Source organism: Pseudoalteromonas simplex (assembly GCF_015278155.1).
Classification (GTDB): Bacteria; Pseudomonadota; Gammaproteobacteria; order Enterobacterales; family Alteromonadaceae; genus Pseudoalteromonas; species Pseudoalteromonas simplex.
Map to the genome: position 1 here is coordinate 105,428 of NZ_JADILN010000004.1, position 19,587 is coordinate 125,014.

A 19,587-nucleotide genomic window follows, 5' to 3' on the forward strand; every position below is an offset into this window, starting at 1 on the left:
ATTCATAGGTCGTTATGATCACGCTTGAAAATGTGCTTTTTAAATGGCACGCAAAACAACCTGAGCCGACGATCAATATTACTAAGCTAGATATTGATCAAGGCGAACATGTTTTTCTTCACGGTCCGAGTGGTTGTGGTAAATCAACGTTATTATCCCTGCTTGCTGGTGTCACAGTGCCAACACAAGGCAATATCCAGCTTCTTGGTAAAGCGATTAACCAACTGAGCAATAGTAAACGTGACCGTTTTCGTGCCGACCATATTGGCTATATTTTTCAAAACTTTAATTTACTGCCCTATTTATCGCCCATTGAAAACGTGACTTTGGGTTGCCAATTTTCAAAGCAAAGGCAAAAAAACGCATTAAAAAATAGTGCAACAATAGCCGCGGAGGCAAGCCGCTTACTCACTGCTTTAGGACTAAACGACGCCTTGCAACATCAAGCCGTTGCACAGCTGAGTATAGGTCAGCAACAAAGAGTTGCCGCAGCGCGAGCTTTTATCGGCAGCCCTGAAATTATCATTGCAGATGAACCTACCTCAGCACTCGACACGCAAAATCGCCAAGCCTTCGTAAAATTATTATTTGAACAGGCAAGCGCAGCAAATAGCACGCTAATTTTTGTTAGCCATGATGAAACATTACAAACGCTATTTACCCGCAGTATCAGCCTTGTTGAGTTACAAGGAGGCACAGATGCTACTCATTAAACTCGCCACAAAAAGTTTATTAAACCGAAAGGCCAGCGCCCTTCTCACCCTGTTTACCATTGCTATCAGCGTAATGCTACTCATGTCGATTGAGCGGGTTCGTGTCGATGCTAAAAGTAGCTTTAGCAATACAATTTCTGGTACTGATTTAATTGTCGGTGCGCGTACCGGTGACATCCAACTACTGCTGTCTTCGGTATTTCGGATTGGCCACGCTAATAATGGTGTGAGTTGGAAAAGCTACCAATACATCTCTGAGCAGCGCGGTGTAAAATGGGCTATCCCTATGTCGCTTGGCGACAGCCATAAAGGTTTAGCTGTACTTGGTACAAATAAAGACTATTTTGAGCACTATCGCTTTGCTAAAAAGCAGCCGTTAAGCTTTTCACAAGGTCATGAGTTTAATCATTTATTTGAGGTTGTACTAGGGGCTGAGGTTGCCAATACCCTTGGCTATCAACTTGGTGATGAAGTGGTGATTGCGCACGGCATGGGCAATACCAGTTTTCATAATCATGACGATAACCCATTTAAAGTGGTCGGTATTTTAAATCCAACGGGCACGCCTGTTGATAAAACCCTGCATATTCCACTTGCAGCAATAGACGCGATTCATGGCAGTCATGCCCATCAGCATGAAGCCGCTCAGGCTGATGCAAATGACCACGACCACGACCACGACCACGACCACGACCACGACCAGCATGATGATGTTGATTTAGTTGGCACACCAAAGCAAATAACCGCTTTTTTACTTGGTTTCGATTCACCTCTTTATACCTTACAAGTACGTCGTAATATCAACCAATATAAAGATGAGGCACTGCTTGCCATCATGCCGGGTGTTACTTTGCGTGAACTCTGGGAAATGCTCTCTATCGTTGAAAAAATCTTGCTGTTATTTTCTATTGTTGTGGTATTGATCAGTTTGCTTGGCATGTTAACTAGCCTGCTTTCAAGCTTAAATCAACGCCGCAGAGAACTTGCAATTTTGCGCTCTGTTGGCGCAAGACCTTGGCATATTTTCACCTTGATCAGTGTCGAATCATTACTCATTACAGGGCTTGGCTGCATTGTTGGTATCGCATTATTCTATGCTTTAATGCTACTCGGCGCAGATTACTTGCAAAGCCATGCCGGAATAAGCCTAAATATAGCCTTATTGTCATCCTATGAACTCATGCTTTTAGCTGCGATAATGGTTGCAGGCTTTATTGTTGGGTTAATTCCCGCAACTCGCGCGTATTTCTACTCTCTTGCTGATGGTATGAGTATTAAAATTTAAGGAATGTTATGCCGTTTTTTCGAAAGTTCATCGCTTTAGTCGCATTAGTTGTGTGTGCTGGAGCTAATGCTGGCGCACCTAAAGAAATCTTCTGGGAAGATTTAATTCCAAAAGGTCATTTGCAAATCGATACCCAAGCGCAAGCAAACCATGAAGGCTCTGAGCAAAACTGGGTGCAACCAGACCTTGATGCTCCCGTGGTAAAAGAACTTAATGGCCAATCTGTGAGTATTCCTGGCTTTGTTGTACCACTAGAAGGCGATAGCGAAGTGATCACCGAGTTTTTATTGGTTCCTTATTTTGGTGCATGTATTCACGTGCCACCACCGCCACCAAATCAAATTGTGCATGTCACGATTAAAGATGGCGTGCCAATCGAAAGCCTCTACGATGCGATTGTCGTGACAGGCGTTATCAGCACCGAAACCTGGTCTGGTGAAATTGCTCAAGTAGGCTACAAGATGAAAGCCGTTGGTGTAGCACCATTTGAACTGTAATGAAAAAGCACGCCTTGGCGTGCTTCTTGATTGTTATTTTTGACAATTAGAGCAGTACACAGTGCTTCTTTGCCCTAATCTAATTTCTTTTAATGGCTCTTTACACGTTACACATGGCTCACCTTTGCGACCATAAACCAGTAATTGCTGGGCAAAATAACCGGGCTTACCATCACTTTGAGCAAAATCTTTTAATGTTGTGCCGCCTTGCGTGATAGCCGCAGCAAGTGTTTCTTTAATAATAGGCACTAATTGCTGATAACGCTTTAAAGACACCTTGCCGGCTTCTCGTTTCGGGTGAATTCCGGCCTTAAATAACGACTCATTGGCATAGATATTACCCACCCCAACTACCACCGCGTTATCCATAATAAACTGTTTTATCGGTACTTTTTTATTTCTAGACTGTTCGTAAACACGCTTTGCAGCGAACTCATCGGTAAGTGGCTCCGGCCCGAGTTTGGTTAACAAGGTATGACATTCACCTGGCGCTTGCCACAAACAGGCACCAAAGCGACGCGCATCGTTGAGCCTTAATGCTTTACCTGAAGCTAAAATAAACTCGATATGGTCGTGCTTTTTCAGTGGCTCATCAGCACTCACCACCCGTAAATTACCCGACATTCCTAAGTGCAAAATAACACTACCCAGCTCACAACCGAGTAATAAATATTTAGCTCTGCGCTCCACTGAAGTAACTTTAAGTCCTTGTAATTGATATACATCATCAGGCACAGGCCAACGCATACTGGTGTTATGAATATTTACTTTGGTCACTGTTTGGTTAAGCACATGCGGCGTTATTCCCAAACGGCTAACTTCAACTTCTGGTAATTCAGGCATCTGTGACTCTCTTAAAACGGGTACGACGGAAATAGCTTAGCAGCATCAGCTTGTTCAAGCTCAAATACTCGTTGTAACCGCTTATCTAATAAATAGTATTGCTGATCTATGTTGTACAACTGATACACTGCTGGCAACTGCTCTCCAGCTAACCATACTGAAGCAACATAATCAGCCGATGTCTGTGAAATTTTACTAACAGGGAGACTGGCAATAGTCAGTTTTTGATGTTGCCAAAGTTCAACGAGTTGTTCGAGCTGCTGCTCATCGCCTTGCCATGTGGTTTCTTGCAATGATTGGCTACGCCAAGAGGTGCCGATACGCTCGATTTTTAATTCTGGAAATGCCATCGCCAAAATAAAGCTTTGCTCTGGGAGTAACGCTTGCACTCCTTCTTCAACAGGCTGTGTATTGAGCTTTTTATGTAGGCCATTGAAGAAAAAAATCATCAATAGCATCGAAATAATCACCACATTATTCCATGCTTTTCGGCTCAAACGCATCAGTATCTTCCTCATTTTTCAATATCTTAAAGTGTAACCAAAAAGGACATTAATTGGCAGTTGTAATTGATCAACAAAATTTCATGTCTGTTATGTATCAATCTGTCGATACTTTGCTAAAATATCCGCCAAATTTAAAGGAGTTCCGTCAATGTCAATGTATGTAGTGGGTCATAAGATCCCTGATTCAGATTCAATTTGCGGTGCAATTGCGCTTGCTTACTTAAAAAACCAGATCAATGAACCTGCGATCCCGACGCGTTTAGGTGAAGTATCACCTGAAACACAATTTATCCTAGATAAATTCGGTTTCGAAGCACCTGAGCTAAAACTTAGCTACGCAGGCGAAGACGTTTATATCGTTGACCACACAGAAAAAACACAAGCACCTGATGACATCGATGAAGCACGCGTTGTAGGTGTTGTTGATCACCACAAACTAGGCGACTTAACATCATCAACACCACTTGAGTGTTGGATCCGCCCTGTGGGTTGTTCAAACACTATCATCAAAATGATGTATGACTTCTACAACGTAGAGATTCCAAAAGATATCGCAGGCATCATGTTATGCGCAATCTTAAGCGACACTGTAATCTTTAAATCACCAACGTGTACAACAGCTGATATCAAATGTGTTGAAGCACTTGCTGAAATCGCTGGCATCGAAGATTTCAAAGAACTTGGCATGGAAATGTTCAAGGTTAAATCAGCAGTTGAAGGCACGCCTGCACGTGATTTAGTAATGCGTGATTTCAAAGACTTCAACATGAACGGTAAGCTAGTAGGTATTGGCCAGCTAGAAGTTATCGACCTTGCTGTATTTGATGAGATCAAAGCAGACCTTGAAGCTGACATCGCAAAGCTTAAAGAAGAAGGCGGTCGCCACTCAGTATTACTCCTGTTAACAGATATCATGAAAGAAGGCTCAGAAATGCTAATCACGTCTGATGACGTATCTGTAATCGAAGCTGCTTATGATGTTAAATCAGAAGACGGTCGCGTATGGTTAGATGGCGTATTAAGCCGTAAGAAGCAAGTAGTACCACCACTACAAGACGCTTTCGCAAAGATCTAATCTTACGAAATAGATACAAAAAAGCCGATGTTACATCGGCTTTTTTGTGTCTGGAATTTTGCGGTAGTTAGATTTGCGTTGCATTACGCTGGCGTAACACTTCAAATAAACAAATCCCCGTCGCAACTGACACATTTAAGCTAGATACCGTACCAGCCATTGGGATTTTAACTAATAAATCACAATGCTCACGTGTAAGACGGCGCATACCATCCCCTTCTGCACCCATAACAATCGCCATTGGCCCTGTTAGATTTGCATCGAATAACTCAGTATCTGTTTCACCTGCAGTGCCGACAACCCAAACACCTGCGTCTTTAATTTCGCGTAATGTGCGTGCCAGATTAGTGACTTGTACCAGTGGTACTGTTTCTGCCGCACCACATGCTACTTTACGCGCTGTACCATTGAGTTTTGCTGATTTATCTTTAGGAACGATAATCGCGTGCACACCTGCAGCATCAGCACTACGTAAACACGCCCCTAAGTTATGCGGATCAGTTATGCCATCAAGTACCAGTAAGAAAGGCGTTTCCTCACGGGCAATGATCTCATCTAGATCTTTCTCGTTATACATACGGGCTGCTTTTACATTGGCAATAATGCCTTGGTGCTGCTCACCGTCGGCTTTATTATCAAGCGCTTTACGCTGCATAAATTGTACCGAAATACCGAATTTACGTGCTTGGTCAATAACCGGGTTTAAGCGTTTATCTTCACGTCCTTTTAAAGCGTATATTTCTAAAAAGCGCTCAGGCTCTTTTGCTAATATTGCTTCAACTGAGTGAAAACCAAAAATTAATTCATTACTCACGTATTATTTGCTCCTCGGCCATTACGTTTACGGGCATTCTTACCCGGTCTTTTTGCCTTTTTGGTGGCTTTTTTCTTACTCTTCTTTTTGCCTGCTTTTACAGCATCAGCTTGTTTACTATTAGGCTTTTTACGTCCTTTAGAAGGTGAAGACTTGCCACGTTTTTCATTCTCTTTGTCGCCTGATTTTGCCTCAAAGCTGCCTGACTGCGCTTTTTTACCAGGAATTTTACCTGCTTTAAGCTGGGCACGAACACTTGGTTTTGCAGGGGCACTACGGCCACGACGACGCGCATAACGGTCTTGTTGCGCTTCACCTGCTAACACTAAGTTTATGCGTCGCTCATCAAGACTGACAGATGACACCTGAACCGTTAATTTATCGCCTAAACGATAAACGGTGTGTGTTTGTTCACCAATCAAGCAATGCTTAGCACCATCGTAATGGAAGTACTCATTGCCTAGGTTAGTTACATGGATCATACCGTCGATTTGTAAATCATCTAAGCGTACAAATAGACCAAAGTTAGTTACCGATGAGATCACCCCACCAAATTCGTCACCAACATGGTCTTGCATAAATTCACATTTAAGCCAATCTGCGACTTCACGAGTCGCATCATCAGCACGGCGTTCAGTGGTTGAGCACTGCTCACCTAAAATATCAACTTCGTCATCAGTGTAGGCATACTCACCCGATGTTTGCTGACCTTGCGCTTTAAGTACCGCTTTAATTGCACGGTGCACCACTAAATCAGGATAACGACGAATAGGCGACGTAAAGTGGGCATACGCCGGTAAAGCTAAACCAAAGTGGCCAATGTTATCTGGCTGATACACCGCTTGCTTCATTGAACGAAGCAACATGGTTTGAATAAGCTCAGCTTCTGGGCGGTCGCCTAATTTAGTTAACACGTGAGTGATTTCTTTTGGTGTTGGCTCATCAGAAATCGCGGTTTCGATACCCAGCTCTGATAAAAAGTTTCTGAAGAAACCAAGCTTTTCAGCATCCGGCTCATCATGCACACGATAAAGCGCACTTGCCTCGTGCTTTTCTAATAATCGGGCTGCCGATACGTTCGCTAAAATCATGCACTCTTCGATAAGTTTGTGTGCATCATTGCGAACCACTGGCACGATTGATTCAATCTTACGGTGTGCATTAAACACAAAACGCGTTTCTAAGGTTTCAAACTCAATCGCACCACGCTCTTGGCGAGCAGCTTTGAGTGCCATATACATTTGCTGTAAGTCAGTTAAATGTCGCACCATCTCGGCATATTCTTCACGCAGCTTTTCATCGCCTTGTAAAATCGCATTCACTTTCGTGTAAGTAAAACGAGCGTGTGAATTCATCACCGCTTCGTAAAATTTATACCCAGACAACTTACCTGCTTCTGATACTGTCATCTCAGCAACCATACACAAGCGGTCAACTTTCGGGTTTAATGAGCATAGGCCATTCGATAACACTTTTGGCAGCATCGGAATAACTTGCTCAGGGAAGTACACTGAGTTACCACGCTCGATCGCTTCTTTATTCAGAGGCGTGTTCATTCCTACATAGTGCGACACATCGGCAATGGCCACCCATAAACGCCAACCACCTGAAGGCTTGCGCTCACAATAAACGGCATCATCAAAGTCACGGGCATCTTCACCGTCGATTGTAACTAGCGGTAAGTCACGTAAATCAACACGACCTTGCTTTGCTTGCTCATCAACAAACTCACCTAAATGAGCAACTTGCTTTTCAACCGCTTCAGGCCACACATGAGGAATATCGTGATTGCGTAGTGCAACTTCAATTTCCATACCCGGTGCTAAGTGCTCACCTAGTACCTCAGTGACTTTACCTACCGCATTCATATGTCGGCTAGGGTTTTGGGTAATTTGCACCTGCACCATTTGGTTGTGGCGCGCGCCATTTTCACTACCCGGTAGTATCATAATGTCTTGCGTTATGCGTGGGTCTTCAGCCACAACAACTGCAATACCATGCTCAACAAAATAGCGGCCAACTATCGGTGCACGTTCATTGGTTAAGACCTTAATGATACGTGCTTCGCATTTGCCGCTAGATCCTTTGCGATTGCCTTTAGCAAGCACAATGTCACCGTGCAACACCATATTCATTTGGTGTTTGGCGATAAACCAATCTTTACTCTCACCTTCAACTTCTAAAAAGCCGAATCCGTCACGATGACCAATGACCTTGCCTTTAACCAAGCCTGATTCATCAATCAATGCGTAGCATTTAAACTTATTGAAATACAGTTGACCATCGCGCTCCATAGCACGTAAACGACGTTTGAACGCAATTTGACGTTCTGTATCATTCACATGTAATTCGTCACAAAGTTGTGTGAAGTTTGCTGGTTTGGCACGAGATTCTAAGTGAGTAAGTATAAACTCACGGCTAGGGACGGGGTTTTCGTACTTTTCTTGTTCTCGACTGAGATTTGGATCCTGTTTTGACATTCACTATCTTGTTAGTTGGTTATGTTGTTATTTTAACCCATAACCTAACAATGAGACAGGCAAAAGCTATGAAACTTTTAAGAAATTGATTAAACCTGTTTTCGCACTCAAATTGCTCAATAATTTAATAGCAAAATTAAGGACCTTATAACCACCCTTTTTGTCTTGCTATGCGAGCAGCATCTACTCGGTTTACCGCATTTAGTTTACTCATTGCTTCTGAAAGATAATTTCTAACCGTCCCTTCTGATAAAAACAATGTTTTTGCAATATCTTGAGTTTTTAAGCCATCAGCGGCTAATTTTAATGCTTTGCGTTCTTTATTAGTCAATGGATCAGTGTCAGATAATGCAAGTAAAGCAAGTTCGGGATCAATGACTCTTCGGCCTTGATTGACTGATTTTATTGCATTAATTAAATGCTCTGATGGCGCTTCCTTTAAAATAAAGGCGCGAACATCTGCTTTCATAGCACGTTTTATGTAACCTGCTTTTGAAAATGTAGTTATTATCATGGTTTTAATATCAGAATGGCGCTTACTCAGTATTTCTACCAATTCGATGCCTGACATATTGGGCATTTCAATATCTGATAACACCATATCGATCTTATTTTGTTCAATAAATTTAAGTGCAGCTTTGCCATCCTCTGCTTGCCCAACGACATTAATAAATGGATCAAGTCCAACAAGCGCACTAATTGCTTCCCTAACCATTTGCTGATCTTCAACAATGAGTAAATTAATCATGCTAAATTCGCTCGAAAATTCATAGTCAGGTTAAACCCTTTTTTATTTTCCACAATAAGCTCTCCGCCAAGTGCTTCAGTACGCTGCTTAATGCCATTAATGCCATTGCCACTTTTAAATGTGGTTACTATTCCGTTATCCTTAATTGATATTAGTTCCTTACTAATATCAATTAAAACTTCATTCCCTTTACTATGCCTTAAAATATTAGTGCAAGCCTCAGTAACAATAAGCGATACGGTTTTTTGTGTTGCTGTCGATAAGTTTGTTAATTCATTGTTTACTATTACATTAAAGCCATTTTGTGTTAGCTCTTCTTGCAAAAACTCTAACTGTTTAGTGAGGTTAAACTGTTTCATATTTGTTACTGCTTTACGAATATCACTGAGTAAATCTCGGCTAATGGCCGCCACTTGCTTTATTTCACTCTGTGCTTGCTCAACGTTATCATTAACAATTAACTTTTCGGCTAGCTCTGCTTTTAGAGCAATCGACGATAGACTGTGGCCAGCTAAATCATGAAGGTCTCGTGCAATGCGCTCACGTTCAGCAATCATTGCCAACTGTTCTATTTGATATTGACTTTTTTGTTCACTTAACTGATGTATTCGTTCACGCCTCTCAGCACGTCCCATAAAATAAAGTGCAATGCTGATGATGAGTGCTGGCGCAATAAAATATGGATTATTCAAATCAAATAAATACACCGCGAGAAAAATACTCAAAGCAACAGCAACTAGCCCTAAAACGCCTTTTTTTTGTCTAAAGTTGAACCCAAAAAAATAGCAAGCAAAGCCAAATAAAGTTTGTGTTCCAAGAGTTAAATATGTACCAAAAGTTGCAATAATAACAATTATAGACACAGGAATGAGGGCGTCTTCACCTTTTGCATTAGCAGCTTTAACATAGTAAAAAATAAAAGTTATATATATCATAACTATAATAAAAATATCTAAAGCTGCGAATTGCTCAAAACTTAGAATCAACGGTAAAAAATAAAAACTTGAAAAAACAAGTGGCCCCCAGACCCAGTAAGGCTTTTTTTCAATTGCTAAGCTTTGTCTAAAACTGTCACTTTTCATTTATGCTCAATCCCATTTTTTGGCTTTTTTTAATTTTATCTAAACTTGGGCAGCATATGGCTGCCCACGATTAGTTACTGCTTATTGTTATTTATCAAAATCTTAGGCCATGTATAGTTTGGTGCAAGGTCAAGTGATGTTTGCCAATCTTGCACTGCTTTTTGCACATCATTTAGTGCTAGATATGTTAACCCACGCCAGACATATGCTTCCGCCTGCCCCCATTTATAACCATCATTATTATCATTTTGATAGTGAATAAGAGACGCATTCAATGAGCTTAGCGCTTGCTGTTTACTGCCACCAAACATGCTAGGTGTGTTTAAAGCAATTATACCTTTAACTAGATGAGCACGAGGATTACTTTTGTCAATTTGCACCGCATTATTTAACGCATTGTTCGATTTAATGCCGTAGTAAAAACCTGTAATAGGTTTAATAGAAATACGATAACCATACACTTGAGCAAGCAATGCGTTTGCCTCACTTTTATCTGCGTCAAGTTTATCGTCTAAAAGCGCTGCTTGTGCAATATCAAGTAAGGCAAGCGCTTTTTCAGTTTCACCCATGATATTATGTGCAATAGCAAGGCGATAATTCACAAGCGCTGCATCATACCCTGCTGCATTTTTTGCTATTTCGGTAAGTTCTGACAAGTTATGCTGTTGAGATGCAAGTTCAATACTATCTATAGTACTTTGTTCAGCAAATACGTAATTTGTGTTAAATATAATTGCCGCAGCGAATAACGCGTAAATATTTTTAGTAATTAGATTCATAGCTATACCCTTTATATTAATGAATGACAAACCGACATGTATCGGTACAGGTATAGTGTTACTTAGAAAAGAATGAGTTTTTAACGACATTTGTAAGCAATACATCATGACAATTGTCATAAAAAAGCTATGAAACTTTTAAGAAATTAATTAATTCTGCCAAAAATGAAGCGTTGATATTCTTTGCAACAAACACTCTGTGTTAATATTTTCGGAAAATAACAACAAGCTAACATAATTATATGGATATTAACTTAACCCATTACCTCGCAACGATGGCCTATAACAGCGCCTATATTGGTCTATTCATTGCGATCATAGCCGTTGCAAAACTGTCGTATAACTTAGCAACCCCTTATAACACCACCAGCCAGTTAACCGATAATGCCAACAGTGCCTTAGGTTTATCTATTGGTGGCTATTTAGGGGCAATTACCATTATTTATGGCTTTGTTTTAGCTGGGCCTAGTCAAGGTTTGCTAAGCGATTTGATGAATGTATCTCTGTACAGTGTATTAGGTATGGTACTGCTAACCTGCTCACGTATTTTGAATGACAAGTTACTGCTGCGTTTGTTCTGTAACCAAGAGCAATTAATTAACCAACAAAACGAGGCCGTAGGCTTAGTACAAGCGGCAAACTATATGGCTGCAGCGCTGATCATTGGTGGTGCATTAACCGGCGAAGGCAGCTGGTTATCGGCCATTGTGTTTTATTTTTTAGGGCAACTAATGCTGATCATTTTTGCCAAAGGCTATGATCACCTCACTGCTTTTAATCTTCACGAACAGCTCGAAAAAGGTAACAAAGCCGTAGCGCTTAGCTTTTCTGGCACCATGTTGGCGCTAGCTATTATCTTGTGTCATGCGCTCATTGGTGGCTTTCATACTTGGCAACAAAGCTTAAGCTTATTCTTTATTGACGCATTATTTGGCTTTTTAATTTTACCAATTGTGCGTTACCTCGTTGATAAAATTATCTTTAGCAAAATTTCACTCGACCAAGCAATGTACGACAAAAACACCGCCGTAGCGGTTATTGAAAGCAGCATTGCAATCTGTGTTGCTGTTATCATCACTATCGCTATTTAAGCTTATTTATGGAGTAATGGATGAACATCTATAAGCTTTTTATTATTGCCGCTATCACATTTGTTGTTTGCTTAGTGATACGTGCAGATCTACAAGCGCCACTTATTAGTGGCCAATATGGCAACTTTAAAGACTACGACGGACAAGACAAACCTTACCTATTTACAGTGCCAGAAGATGGCCAAATGATGCGCTTAGAAATTAAAGGCAGACTGCCTTTAAACTCATGGAAAGCCATTGATATCGAAATTTTTGACCCTGATGGTAACTACTTATTTAGTTACTCTGATGAACTTTGGGCCGAAACCGGACACGATTCAGATGGTAAATGGACTGAGTACCGTGATTATACTCATCACGATGTCCACTTCCCTAAGAAGGGACAATATAGCGCCTACGTCAGTAGTACGTTTGGCCCAAATAAGCGTGCCGAACATTTTAGTTATACGTTTCGTATTATTCCAATCAAAGGTAACAGTAATTTCATGCTACCGCTGTTATGGATTTCTGGTTTCATCGGCGGTGTAGCGCTATTTGTAATGCTGCATCGTTTAGAAGCTGAGCGTGAAGGCTCTGATATTACTTATAAACCAATTAATAAGTTAAACCCAGAAGCTATAAAAGCAATGGAATCGCGCATCTCAGTTTGGCCTATTGTGTTACTGTTTTTAGCACCCGTGCTCTTCTTTTCCTTCTTGGCATATAGCAAAGGTGACAAAGAGCAAGATTGGCAAGTTTACTCCTATCACCACCTCACGATAAGCGTTGATAAACAATTACGTGAGCAAAGTATTGGTAGTGCAGGTTTCCGTTCACGAGGCGGCCCTGGTGGTAAATAAGTCAATTCGCGAAAGCCACATTTTACTGTTTAGTATTTTTGTTGCTGGCCTTTGCTCAATTATCTATGAGCTACTGATCGCAACCACTGGAGCCTACTTTTTGGGTGATAGTATCACCCAATTTTCCCTAACAATTGGCGTCTATATGGCAGCAATGGGAGTTGGCTCTTATTTTTCGCGTTTTGTGCCTGATAAACCATTGCTAGCTTATTTTATTGGTTTTGAGTTAGCGCTCGCGTTACTCGGTGGTTTGAGTGTGCCCTTGCTGTATTTCTGTTATGCGTTTGGTTTACCGCTGCAAGCAATTAGTATTTTACTCACCACGCTAATAGGGATTTTGATTGGCTTAGAAATACCGCTGTTAAGTCGCCTAATGGAAAAACATTATGCGCTAAAAGCAAACCTCGCCAATGTGTTATCTATTGACTACTTTGGCGCCCTGCTCGCGACTTTACTGTTTCCTTTTCTATTTTTACCTTGGCTTGGGGTTTTTAAAACAGCGTTAAGTTTTGGCTTAATGAATCTAAGTATTGCGCTGTTATTGCTGTGGTACTTTATCGACCATATCAGCCCAAATCGTCGAAAAGTGCTTAGGCTCACGCTTGTTTTAGTTAGCTTAATATTGGTGCTTTGTTTATTTGCGAGTAAACAGCTCACCCATCTTTGGCAAAGCCAAATCTACGATGACCGTGTTGTACACTCAGAGCAAACGCCCTATCAGCAAATTGTACTCACTCGTCATAAAGATGATATTCGGCTTTATTTAAACGGTGGCTTGCAATTTTCATCGATTGATGAGTATCGCTATCACGAAGCGCTTATTCATCCCGCTATGGTGCGCCATGGTAATGCAAAACGTATTCTAATTTTAGGTGGTGGCGATGGCTTGGCGGCCAGAGAGCTTTTGAAATACCCGCAAATTGAGTCTGTTACTATAGTCGATTTAGACCCTGCAGTAGCTAGGCTTGCGCAAACTAATCACAACCTGACAACTCTTAACAAGCACTCACTCAGTGACCCTAAAGTGACGGTTATTCATCAAGATGCTTATGTGTTTATTGAGCAAAGCGAACAGCTGTTCGATATTATTTTTATTGATTTACCTGATCCAAAAGCAATCAATTTAGCACGGCTTTACAGTCAGCAGTTTTATCAACTAGTAAAAACACGATTACCAAATAACGGTATTGTAGTGACCCAGGCCACCAGCCCATTTTTTGCGAAACACGCATTTTGGTCTATCAATAATACGCTCAGTGCAGCAGGCTTTGCGCACACCTTGCCTTACCATTTGAATGTGCCCTCTTTTGGCGAATGGGGATTTGTTATGGCTTGCAACTTGATGTGTAGTAACCAACAAGTATTACCGGTTAAAACCCGCTTTTACCGCCCAGAAAATGACGCACAATTGTTCATTTTTACCCCGGATATTAGCGCTAACAATGAAAAAGTATCGACGCTTGATGAGCCTAATGTGCTGCACTATTACTTGCAGGGATGGAAATATTGGAACTAAACGAATGGATTAGCCCATTTGGGGAGTTTACAAAGTAAAGGATTACCGTTACAAAGATAGTTAATAACAACAATAACAAGGTTTGTAATGCAGGCGCACAAACAGAGCCTAATATACTTACATATTGCAGTACTCCTATTTGGGGGGACTGCATTATTCGCTAAACTAGTCAGCCTAAGTGCATTAGATATTACCGTTTACCGAACAGCAATTGCTGGCTGTGCCTTACTGATCTTACTTACAATTCAACACAAAGCGATTAAGCTTCACTCGCGTCGTGACTACCTTATAGCCTTGTTACTTGGCGTCACTGTTGGAATACATTGGCTCACCTACTTCGCAGGTATGCAACTAGCAGGTATTGCAGTCGGTATGATTGCCTTTTTTACTTACCCTGTTATCACGGTATTTTTAGAGCCTTTATTTCATGGCAGTAAACCACAGCTCAAAGATATTTTTAGCGCCTTGGTGGTGATGCTTGGTATTTATTTACTTATTCCTGATGCCAGCTTAGGCAATGATGTCACCCTCGGTATTGCTATTGGTATTTTGTCTGCGTTCTTTTTTGCGTTTCGAAATATCGTTCATAAGCGTTACTTTAGCCAATATAGCGGCCCACAAACCATGCTTTACCAAACTTGGATCGCCTGCATTATGCAGTGTGCCTTTGTCGAGGTACCGCCATTACAAGTTGATACAATAAATTGGCTGCTATTAATTACTGTAGGGGTTATTTTTACAGCAGCACCGCATTCACTGTTTGCAGCAAGCCTAAAAAACTTATCAGCTTCAACCGCTGGTTTAATATCGTGTTTGCAGCCTTTATACGGTACGTTTTTCGCTTTTTTAATTTTGCATGAGCAACCTTCAATTAGCACTCTTATTGGTGGCGCACTAGTTATTAGCGCCGCTTTTTATGAAACATGGTCAGTGACTCGTAGGTATAAGCAATGATGAAAGTATTCGCTCACAGAGGTGCCAGTGGTACCTACCCAGAAAATACTCAAAGCGCCATTATCGCCGCTGTTGATTTAGCAGTAGATGGCATCGAAATTGATGTGCAAAGCTGCCTTGATGATTACATGATTATTCACGACACTTGGCTTGATCGTACAACTTCAGGTCGCGGTAAAGTAAACGCCTGCTCAAAAGAGCAAATTCAACAATACGATGCAGGCAATGGCGAATGCGTGCCCACTTTACAACAGGCAATCGATTGGGTTGGTAATAAAACTTTACTTAATTTAGAGCTTAAACATACTTTTTCGTTAGACAAGTTTGTAGAGCTTATTGAGTCAAATGTCAGTGCAGGGAAAATATCTCGGGATAACCTGTTAGTCTCTTCATTTGATCACCACCAACTGATGTGGCTAAAGCAAAAACTGCCGTGGGTAAAGATTGGTGCACTTACCGCTTCTATCCCAATTAATTACAGCGAGTTTGCGCAAAAACTGCATGCCTATAGCATTCATGTAGATAAAAACTTTATAAACCATGAGTTTGTTGCTGACGCAAAACAACGCGGCCTTCAAGTTTATGCTTACACGGTCGATAAAGTGGAAGATATCGAATTAATGCTAGAGTATGGCGTAGATGGTATTTTTACTAATTTTCCGTGTCATACACAAATGACACTGCAGTCACTGTAACTCAACAAAACTAAGCTATACTGTTGAATTATGTGACATTGAATAATAAAAAATTACGCCAAAATGAATCAACACAACACCTTAATGAGTAGCTATATGCGCATTTATAATTTTATCGAACAAACTTTCTTTTACACTCTTACACGTAAGATTGTCGGTAATTTAGGTTTTGTATTTGCGTTTCAGGCCATTACTTTGATCTGGCTTTATAGCAGCCTGTCAGAGCAACAAGCTGGTATGGGACTATTTTGGTTAATGACCTTTGTTATCATCGCGAGCTTTATTTTTACTATTTTCTACATGCGCTTTTTGATTGTGCGCCCAGTGCAAGCAATGCGCGATACACTTGAGCAAATCAACCGTCATGATGCAGATTTATCTGCCAAGTTACCGCATTTTACCTACGATGAATTTCGTGATTTAAGTGAGCAGTACAATACCTTTACAGTTCATTTAGCAAATCTATTAGCCACCACATACCAAAGTGCACAAGCCAGTGCAGATAGTAGTTCAAAGATGACTCATTCAATGCAGCAAACCGCAGAAATGAGCCACCAGCAAATCAAGTTTAGCCAAACCATTACTGATTCGAGTAACCAAATAACTTCAAGCCTTGAGAATATCTCAGCGAACACTGATAGCGTGCACCATGTTAATAGTGAGCACTTAAACTTTGTAAAACACTCAGCCACTGAGTTATCAGCATTAGTTAAAAAGGTCGCGATGATTAGCCAAATTTTAGGTAACTTTTCTGCAACGGTGTCTGGCCTAAAAGAAAACAGCGAGAACATTCGCGCCATTTTAAAAATGGTAGAAGAGTTTTCTGACCAAACCAATTTACTTGCACTGAATGCTGCAATTGAAGCGGCACGTGCAGGTGAAGCTGGCAGAGGCTTTGCCGTGGTTGCCGATGAAGTTAGATCACTATCGGTTAAAGTAAACGACGCAACCCGCCAAATAACTGATTTTATTAATCAAATGAATAGTCTTGTTAGCGAAACCAATAAAGAATCTGAGCAACTAATTAGCCACTCGAGTGAAGCTGAAACAGCGATTAGCAATACCTCTACAGGCTTTAGCAATATGCTTAGCGAATTTGAGCAAAACCAACAACAACTACAGCAGATTGTTAGTGCGGTGCATTTACTTGAGCAAACCCAAACCCACACTCATCAAACTGTTGAGCAAATAGTTGCTCTGGGTGAGCAAGCTAAACAGCAGATTGATGAATCACTCGCTGACTGCCAGCAATCACACAAACTGAGCCAACAAACCCAAGAGCAGCTAAAACGCTTTGTGTAATCGGCTTTTAACTGCTGCTCTGAGTCAAACTATGTTAAAGTAGCCGCTTCTTGGCTACTTTTTTATTGACCGTGACAACACCCGCTATTGATTATGAACAACTCGCACTGCAAATAAAGCAATGGGGTAAAGACCTTGGCTTTGCAGAAGTCGGGATCACAGATATTGACCTTACGAAACATGAAGCGCAGCTACAGCGCTGGTTAGATTTAGGCTATCACGGTGAGATGGAATACATGGCAGCCCATGGTATGAAGCGAGCGCGCCCCGCAGAGCTGGTATCTGGCACGCAACGAGTCATCTCAGTAAAAATGAACTACCTACCGCCTGATGCAAGCTTTGCTAAGAACCTCAAGCAAACAGATAAAGCGTACATCAGTCGCTATGCATTAGGTCGTGACTATCATAAATTAATTCGCAACCGCCTAAAAAAATTAGGCCAACAAATAGAGCAGCATATAGGCCTGCTAGGTTTTCGTCCCTTTGTTGATTCAGCCCCCGTGCTTGAAAGACAACTAGCCGAAAAAGCAGGCTTAGGCTGGCGTGGTAAAAACAGTTTGCTAATCAATAAAGAAGCAGGCTCTTGGTTTTTCTTAGGTGAACTGTTTGTTGATATCCCCCTGCCTATTGATGAAGAAAATAGCTTTGAAGGCTGTGGTAAATGCGTTGCCTGTATGACACTTTGCCCAACCGGCGCGATTGTCGAGCCTTATGTAGTTGATGCCCGCAAATGTATATCTTACCTTACGATTGAACTGCAAGGCGCGATTCCAGAAGAGTATCGCCCACTGTTAGGTAATCGCGTTTATGGCTGTGATGACTGTCAGTTAGTGTGCCCATGGAATCGCTATGGTCAGCTCACCGATGAAGCTGACTTTCACCCAAGAAAACAACTTAAAGATCAAGACTTACTGACCTTATTTGCTTGGGATGAGGCAACCTTTCTAAAAAATACTGAAGGCAGCCCTATACGCCGCATTGGTCACGAGCGCTGGTTAAGGAACCTCGCTGTCGGATTAGGTAACGCTGATTACAATGAGCAGATAATTGAGGCTTTAGCGCAAAGGTTAACAACCGCTACAGCTTTGGTCGCTGAGCATATCGAGTGGGCGCTTGAGCAGCAAAAAAATAAGCGCCAGTTAAAGCTTCGTAAAACTGCGCGCTTAATTCGCATTGTTGAAAAAGGGCTGCCCAGAGATGCTTGATAGCTTAAGTTGTAACTTACTGCTTTAATAATTGCGATAAATCATTTTCAATCTCTTTGAATGCCGCTTTTACTCCCTGAACTGACTCTTCACGTGCAACAGAGTTTTGAATGGTTTCGTCGACCTTTTGATAGATAAAAACCTCTTGGTCCTCATCTAAGCCCATGGTTGGTATACGTCGTTCTAAGTCTTCTTGAAGCTGCTTAAATACAGCCTCGTTATTTACACGATTTTCATTTAGAAGTTCGATGAGTCCCGAAAACTTGCTGTGAACTTTACCTACAGCATCATTAAGTTGTTGCTGTTGTCTGAGCAATTCTTTTTTTGTGATGATCGCTTTAAGCTGCTGTTCTGTAACACTGACTAAAAAGCAAATATGATCCCGAATTCGGCCATGCTTATCAGGGTCTTGGTCTGGCATATTTAAGATTAGTAAGCTGATCATTTCGTAATTGACTAAAATTCGATTCGAAAATTCATGGAGTCGGCCTTTATTTTTGAGCATTTCAAATAACTCAATAACGATTGGCGAACACATGCCCGAAATTGAAAAGTGCTCAATGCCAGACTCTAAGCGAAACTCAACATTGCTTTGTAAATCAAATGAGCTTAGACAGTTAAGCAGAGCCTTACCCAGCTCTTGCTCATCTTCAATAGCACCTATATGCTCGATATAGTTGACTATTTGCCCCATTTCACTGCTGTTCGCCATGGCATTAAATGCTGTTGAAGTCGCATCTTCAACTTGTTGCTCTAGCGATTCTTTTTCTATCAATACTTGATGTAAGTGCTGCAGTTTAAGCTTTAATTCTTCATGCCCGAATGGTTTAACTATATAGTCCTCAGCTCCGACTGAATAGCCTTCCATACGCTCTTCAACCGTTCCTCTTGCTGAAACAAACATAACGATTATTTTCTCGGTATTTGGATTCTCTTTTAGTTTTCGACAAACATCATAACCACTCATTTGTGGCATACTCACATCAAGCAGAATAACCTGAGGATCAAACTCTTCAACTACTGCCAAACACTCTGGACCGCTACTGACCATTTTCAGTTCAAAGTCGAGCTCTTCAAGAATCTCTTCAATTATTTCTAAGTTAAATGGTTCATCATCGACGGCTAAAATTCTCTTTAAGGCCATGTCTAACACTTCCGTTTTA

The 19,587-nt window shown here is 41.2% G+C and carries 19 protein-coding genes; 11 read left to right on the forward strand and 8 right to left on the reverse strand.

Annotated features, from left to right (window positions below; all coding sequences use genetic code 11):
• The first annotated feature begins 14 nt into the window (after positions 1-14).
• From IRQ78_RS09795 to IRQ78_RS09805, 3 genes are read left to right on the forward strand one after another with little or no spacing between them, the layout of a single operon-like run.
• Complete coding sequence (locus IRQ78_RS09795; protein WP_194441947.1) at positions 15-713, forward strand: ABC transporter ATP-binding protein; 699 nt, start codon at positions 15-17, stop codon at positions 711-713.
• Positions 700-1,998, forward strand: a complete 1,299-nt coding sequence (locus IRQ78_RS09800; protein ID WP_194441949.1) for an ABC transporter permease — start codon at positions 700-702, stop codon at positions 1,996-1,998. The genes IRQ78_RS09795 and IRQ78_RS09800 overlap by 14 nt, the downstream gene beginning before the upstream one ends.
• Before the next feature lie 8 nt (positions 1,999-2,006).
• Positions 2,007-2,495 carry a DUF3299 domain-containing protein gene (locus IRQ78_RS09805; RefSeq protein ID WP_194441951.1) on the forward strand — a complete coding sequence of 163 codons (489 nt, stop codon included), beginning with the start codon at positions 2,007-2,009 and terminating at the stop codon, positions 2,493-2,495.
• A gap of 33 nt (positions 2,496-2,528) precedes the next feature.
• On the opposite strand, the gene mutM is transcribed toward IRQ78_RS09805, so the two are convergent.
• Together mutM and IRQ78_RS09815 are read right to left on the reverse strand one after the other, a co-directional pair.
• Positions 2,529-3,338, reverse strand: a complete 810-nt coding sequence (gene mutM / locus IRQ78_RS09810; protein WP_194441953.1) for a bifunctional DNA-formamidopyrimidine glycosylase/DNA-(apurinic or apyrimidinic site) lyase — start codon at positions 3,336-3,338, stop codon at positions 2,529-2,531.
• An 11-nt stretch (positions 3,339-3,349) separates the two neighbouring features.
• On the reverse strand, positions 3,350-3,841 hold the full coding sequence (locus IRQ78_RS09815; protein WP_194441955.1) for a hypothetical protein: 492 nt from the start codon (positions 3,839-3,841) through the stop codon (positions 3,350-3,352).
• 151 nt (positions 3,842-3,992) lie between these two features.
• On the opposite strand from IRQ78_RS09815, the gene IRQ78_RS09820 reads away from it, so the two are divergent.
• Entirely contained in the window at positions 3,993-4,919 is a 927-nt protein-coding gene (locus tag IRQ78_RS09820) for a manganese-dependent inorganic pyrophosphatase (protein ID WP_194441958.1), read from the forward strand.
• 67 nt (positions 4,920-4,986) lie between these two features.
• Here the strand turns inward: IRQ78_RS09820 and rlmB are convergent, their stop codons facing one another.
• The 5 genes from rlmB to IRQ78_RS09845 form a co-directional block, all read right to left on the reverse strand.
• Positions 4,987-5,733, reverse strand: a complete 747-nt coding sequence (gene rlmB / locus IRQ78_RS09825; RefSeq protein ID WP_194441959.1) for a 23S rRNA (guanosine(2251)-2'-O)-methyltransferase RlmB — start codon at positions 5,731-5,733, stop codon at positions 4,987-4,989.
• Entirely contained in the window at positions 5,730-8,213 is a 2,484-nt protein-coding gene (gene rnr, locus IRQ78_RS09830) for a ribonuclease R (RefSeq protein WP_194441961.1), read from the reverse strand. Before rnr ends, rlmB begins: the two co-directional genes overlap by 4 nt.
• A gap of 145 nt (positions 8,214-8,358) precedes the next feature.
• A complete protein-coding gene (locus tag IRQ78_RS09835) occupies positions 8,359-8,961 on the reverse strand; it encodes a response regulator transcription factor (protein WP_194441963.1) in 603 nt (200 codons plus the stop codon).
• Positions 8,958-10,043, reverse strand: coding sequence for a sensor histidine kinase (locus IRQ78_RS09840; protein WP_194441966.1), 1,086 nt, complete (start codon positions 10,041-10,043; stop codon positions 8,958-8,960). Before IRQ78_RS09840 ends, IRQ78_RS09835 begins: the two co-directional genes overlap by 4 nt.
• Before the next feature lie 74 nt (positions 10,044-10,117).
• Complete coding sequence (locus IRQ78_RS09845) at positions 10,118-10,822, reverse strand: tetratricopeptide repeat protein (protein WP_194441968.1); 705 nt, start codon at positions 10,820-10,822, stop codon at positions 10,118-10,120.
• A 242-nt stretch (positions 10,823-11,064) separates the two neighbouring features.
• Here IRQ78_RS09845 and IRQ78_RS09850 point away from each other — a divergent pair, with 242 nt between their 5' ends.
• From IRQ78_RS09850 to queG, 7 genes are all read left to right on the forward strand, one after another.
• Entirely contained in the window at positions 11,065-11,913 is an 849-nt protein-coding gene (locus tag IRQ78_RS09850; protein WP_194441970.1) for a DUF350 domain-containing protein, read from the forward strand.
• A gap of 20 nt (positions 11,914-11,933) precedes the next feature.
• Complete coding sequence (locus IRQ78_RS09855) at positions 11,934-12,752, forward strand: hypothetical protein (protein WP_054561029.1); 819 nt, start codon at positions 11,934-11,936, stop codon at positions 12,750-12,752.
• The gene (locus tag IRQ78_RS09860) at positions 12,742-14,268 is read left to right on the forward strand and encodes a polyamine aminopropyltransferase (RefSeq protein ID WP_323741541.1); all 1,527 of its coding nucleotides are present in this window, start codon (positions 12,742-12,744) and stop codon (positions 14,266-14,268) included. Before IRQ78_RS09855 ends, IRQ78_RS09860 begins: the two co-directional genes overlap by 11 nt.
• Before the next feature lie 87 nt (positions 14,269-14,355).
• Positions 14,356-15,222, forward strand: coding sequence for a DMT family transporter (locus IRQ78_RS09865; RefSeq protein WP_194441972.1), 867 nt, complete (start codon positions 14,356-14,358; stop codon positions 15,220-15,222).
• Complete coding sequence (locus tag IRQ78_RS09870; RefSeq protein WP_054552711.1) at positions 15,219-15,917, forward strand: glycerophosphodiester phosphodiesterase; 699 nt, start codon at positions 15,219-15,221, stop codon at positions 15,915-15,917. The genes IRQ78_RS09865 and IRQ78_RS09870 overlap by 4 nt, the downstream gene beginning before the upstream one ends.
• An 84-nt stretch (positions 15,918-16,001) precedes the next feature.
• Positions 16,002-17,219: a methyl-accepting chemotaxis protein gene (locus IRQ78_RS09875; RefSeq protein ID WP_054552885.1), complete on the forward strand. Its 1,218-nt coding sequence runs from the start codon at positions 16,002-16,004 to the stop codon at positions 17,217-17,219.
• 71 nt (positions 17,220-17,290) lie between these two features.
• The gene (queG, locus tag IRQ78_RS09880; protein WP_194442232.1) at positions 17,291-18,424 is read left to right on the forward strand and encodes a tRNA epoxyqueuosine(34) reductase QueG; all 1,134 of its coding nucleotides are present in this window, start codon (positions 17,291-17,293) and stop codon (positions 18,422-18,424) included.
• A 16-nt stretch (positions 18,425-18,440) separates the two neighbouring features.
• Here the strand turns inward: queG and IRQ78_RS09885 are convergent, their stop codons facing one another.
• Complete coding sequence (locus IRQ78_RS09885; RefSeq protein ID WP_166338790.1) at positions 18,441-19,568, reverse strand: response regulator; 1,128 nt, start codon at positions 19,566-19,568, stop codon at positions 18,441-18,443.
• Positions 19,569-19,587 lie beyond the last annotated feature (19 nt).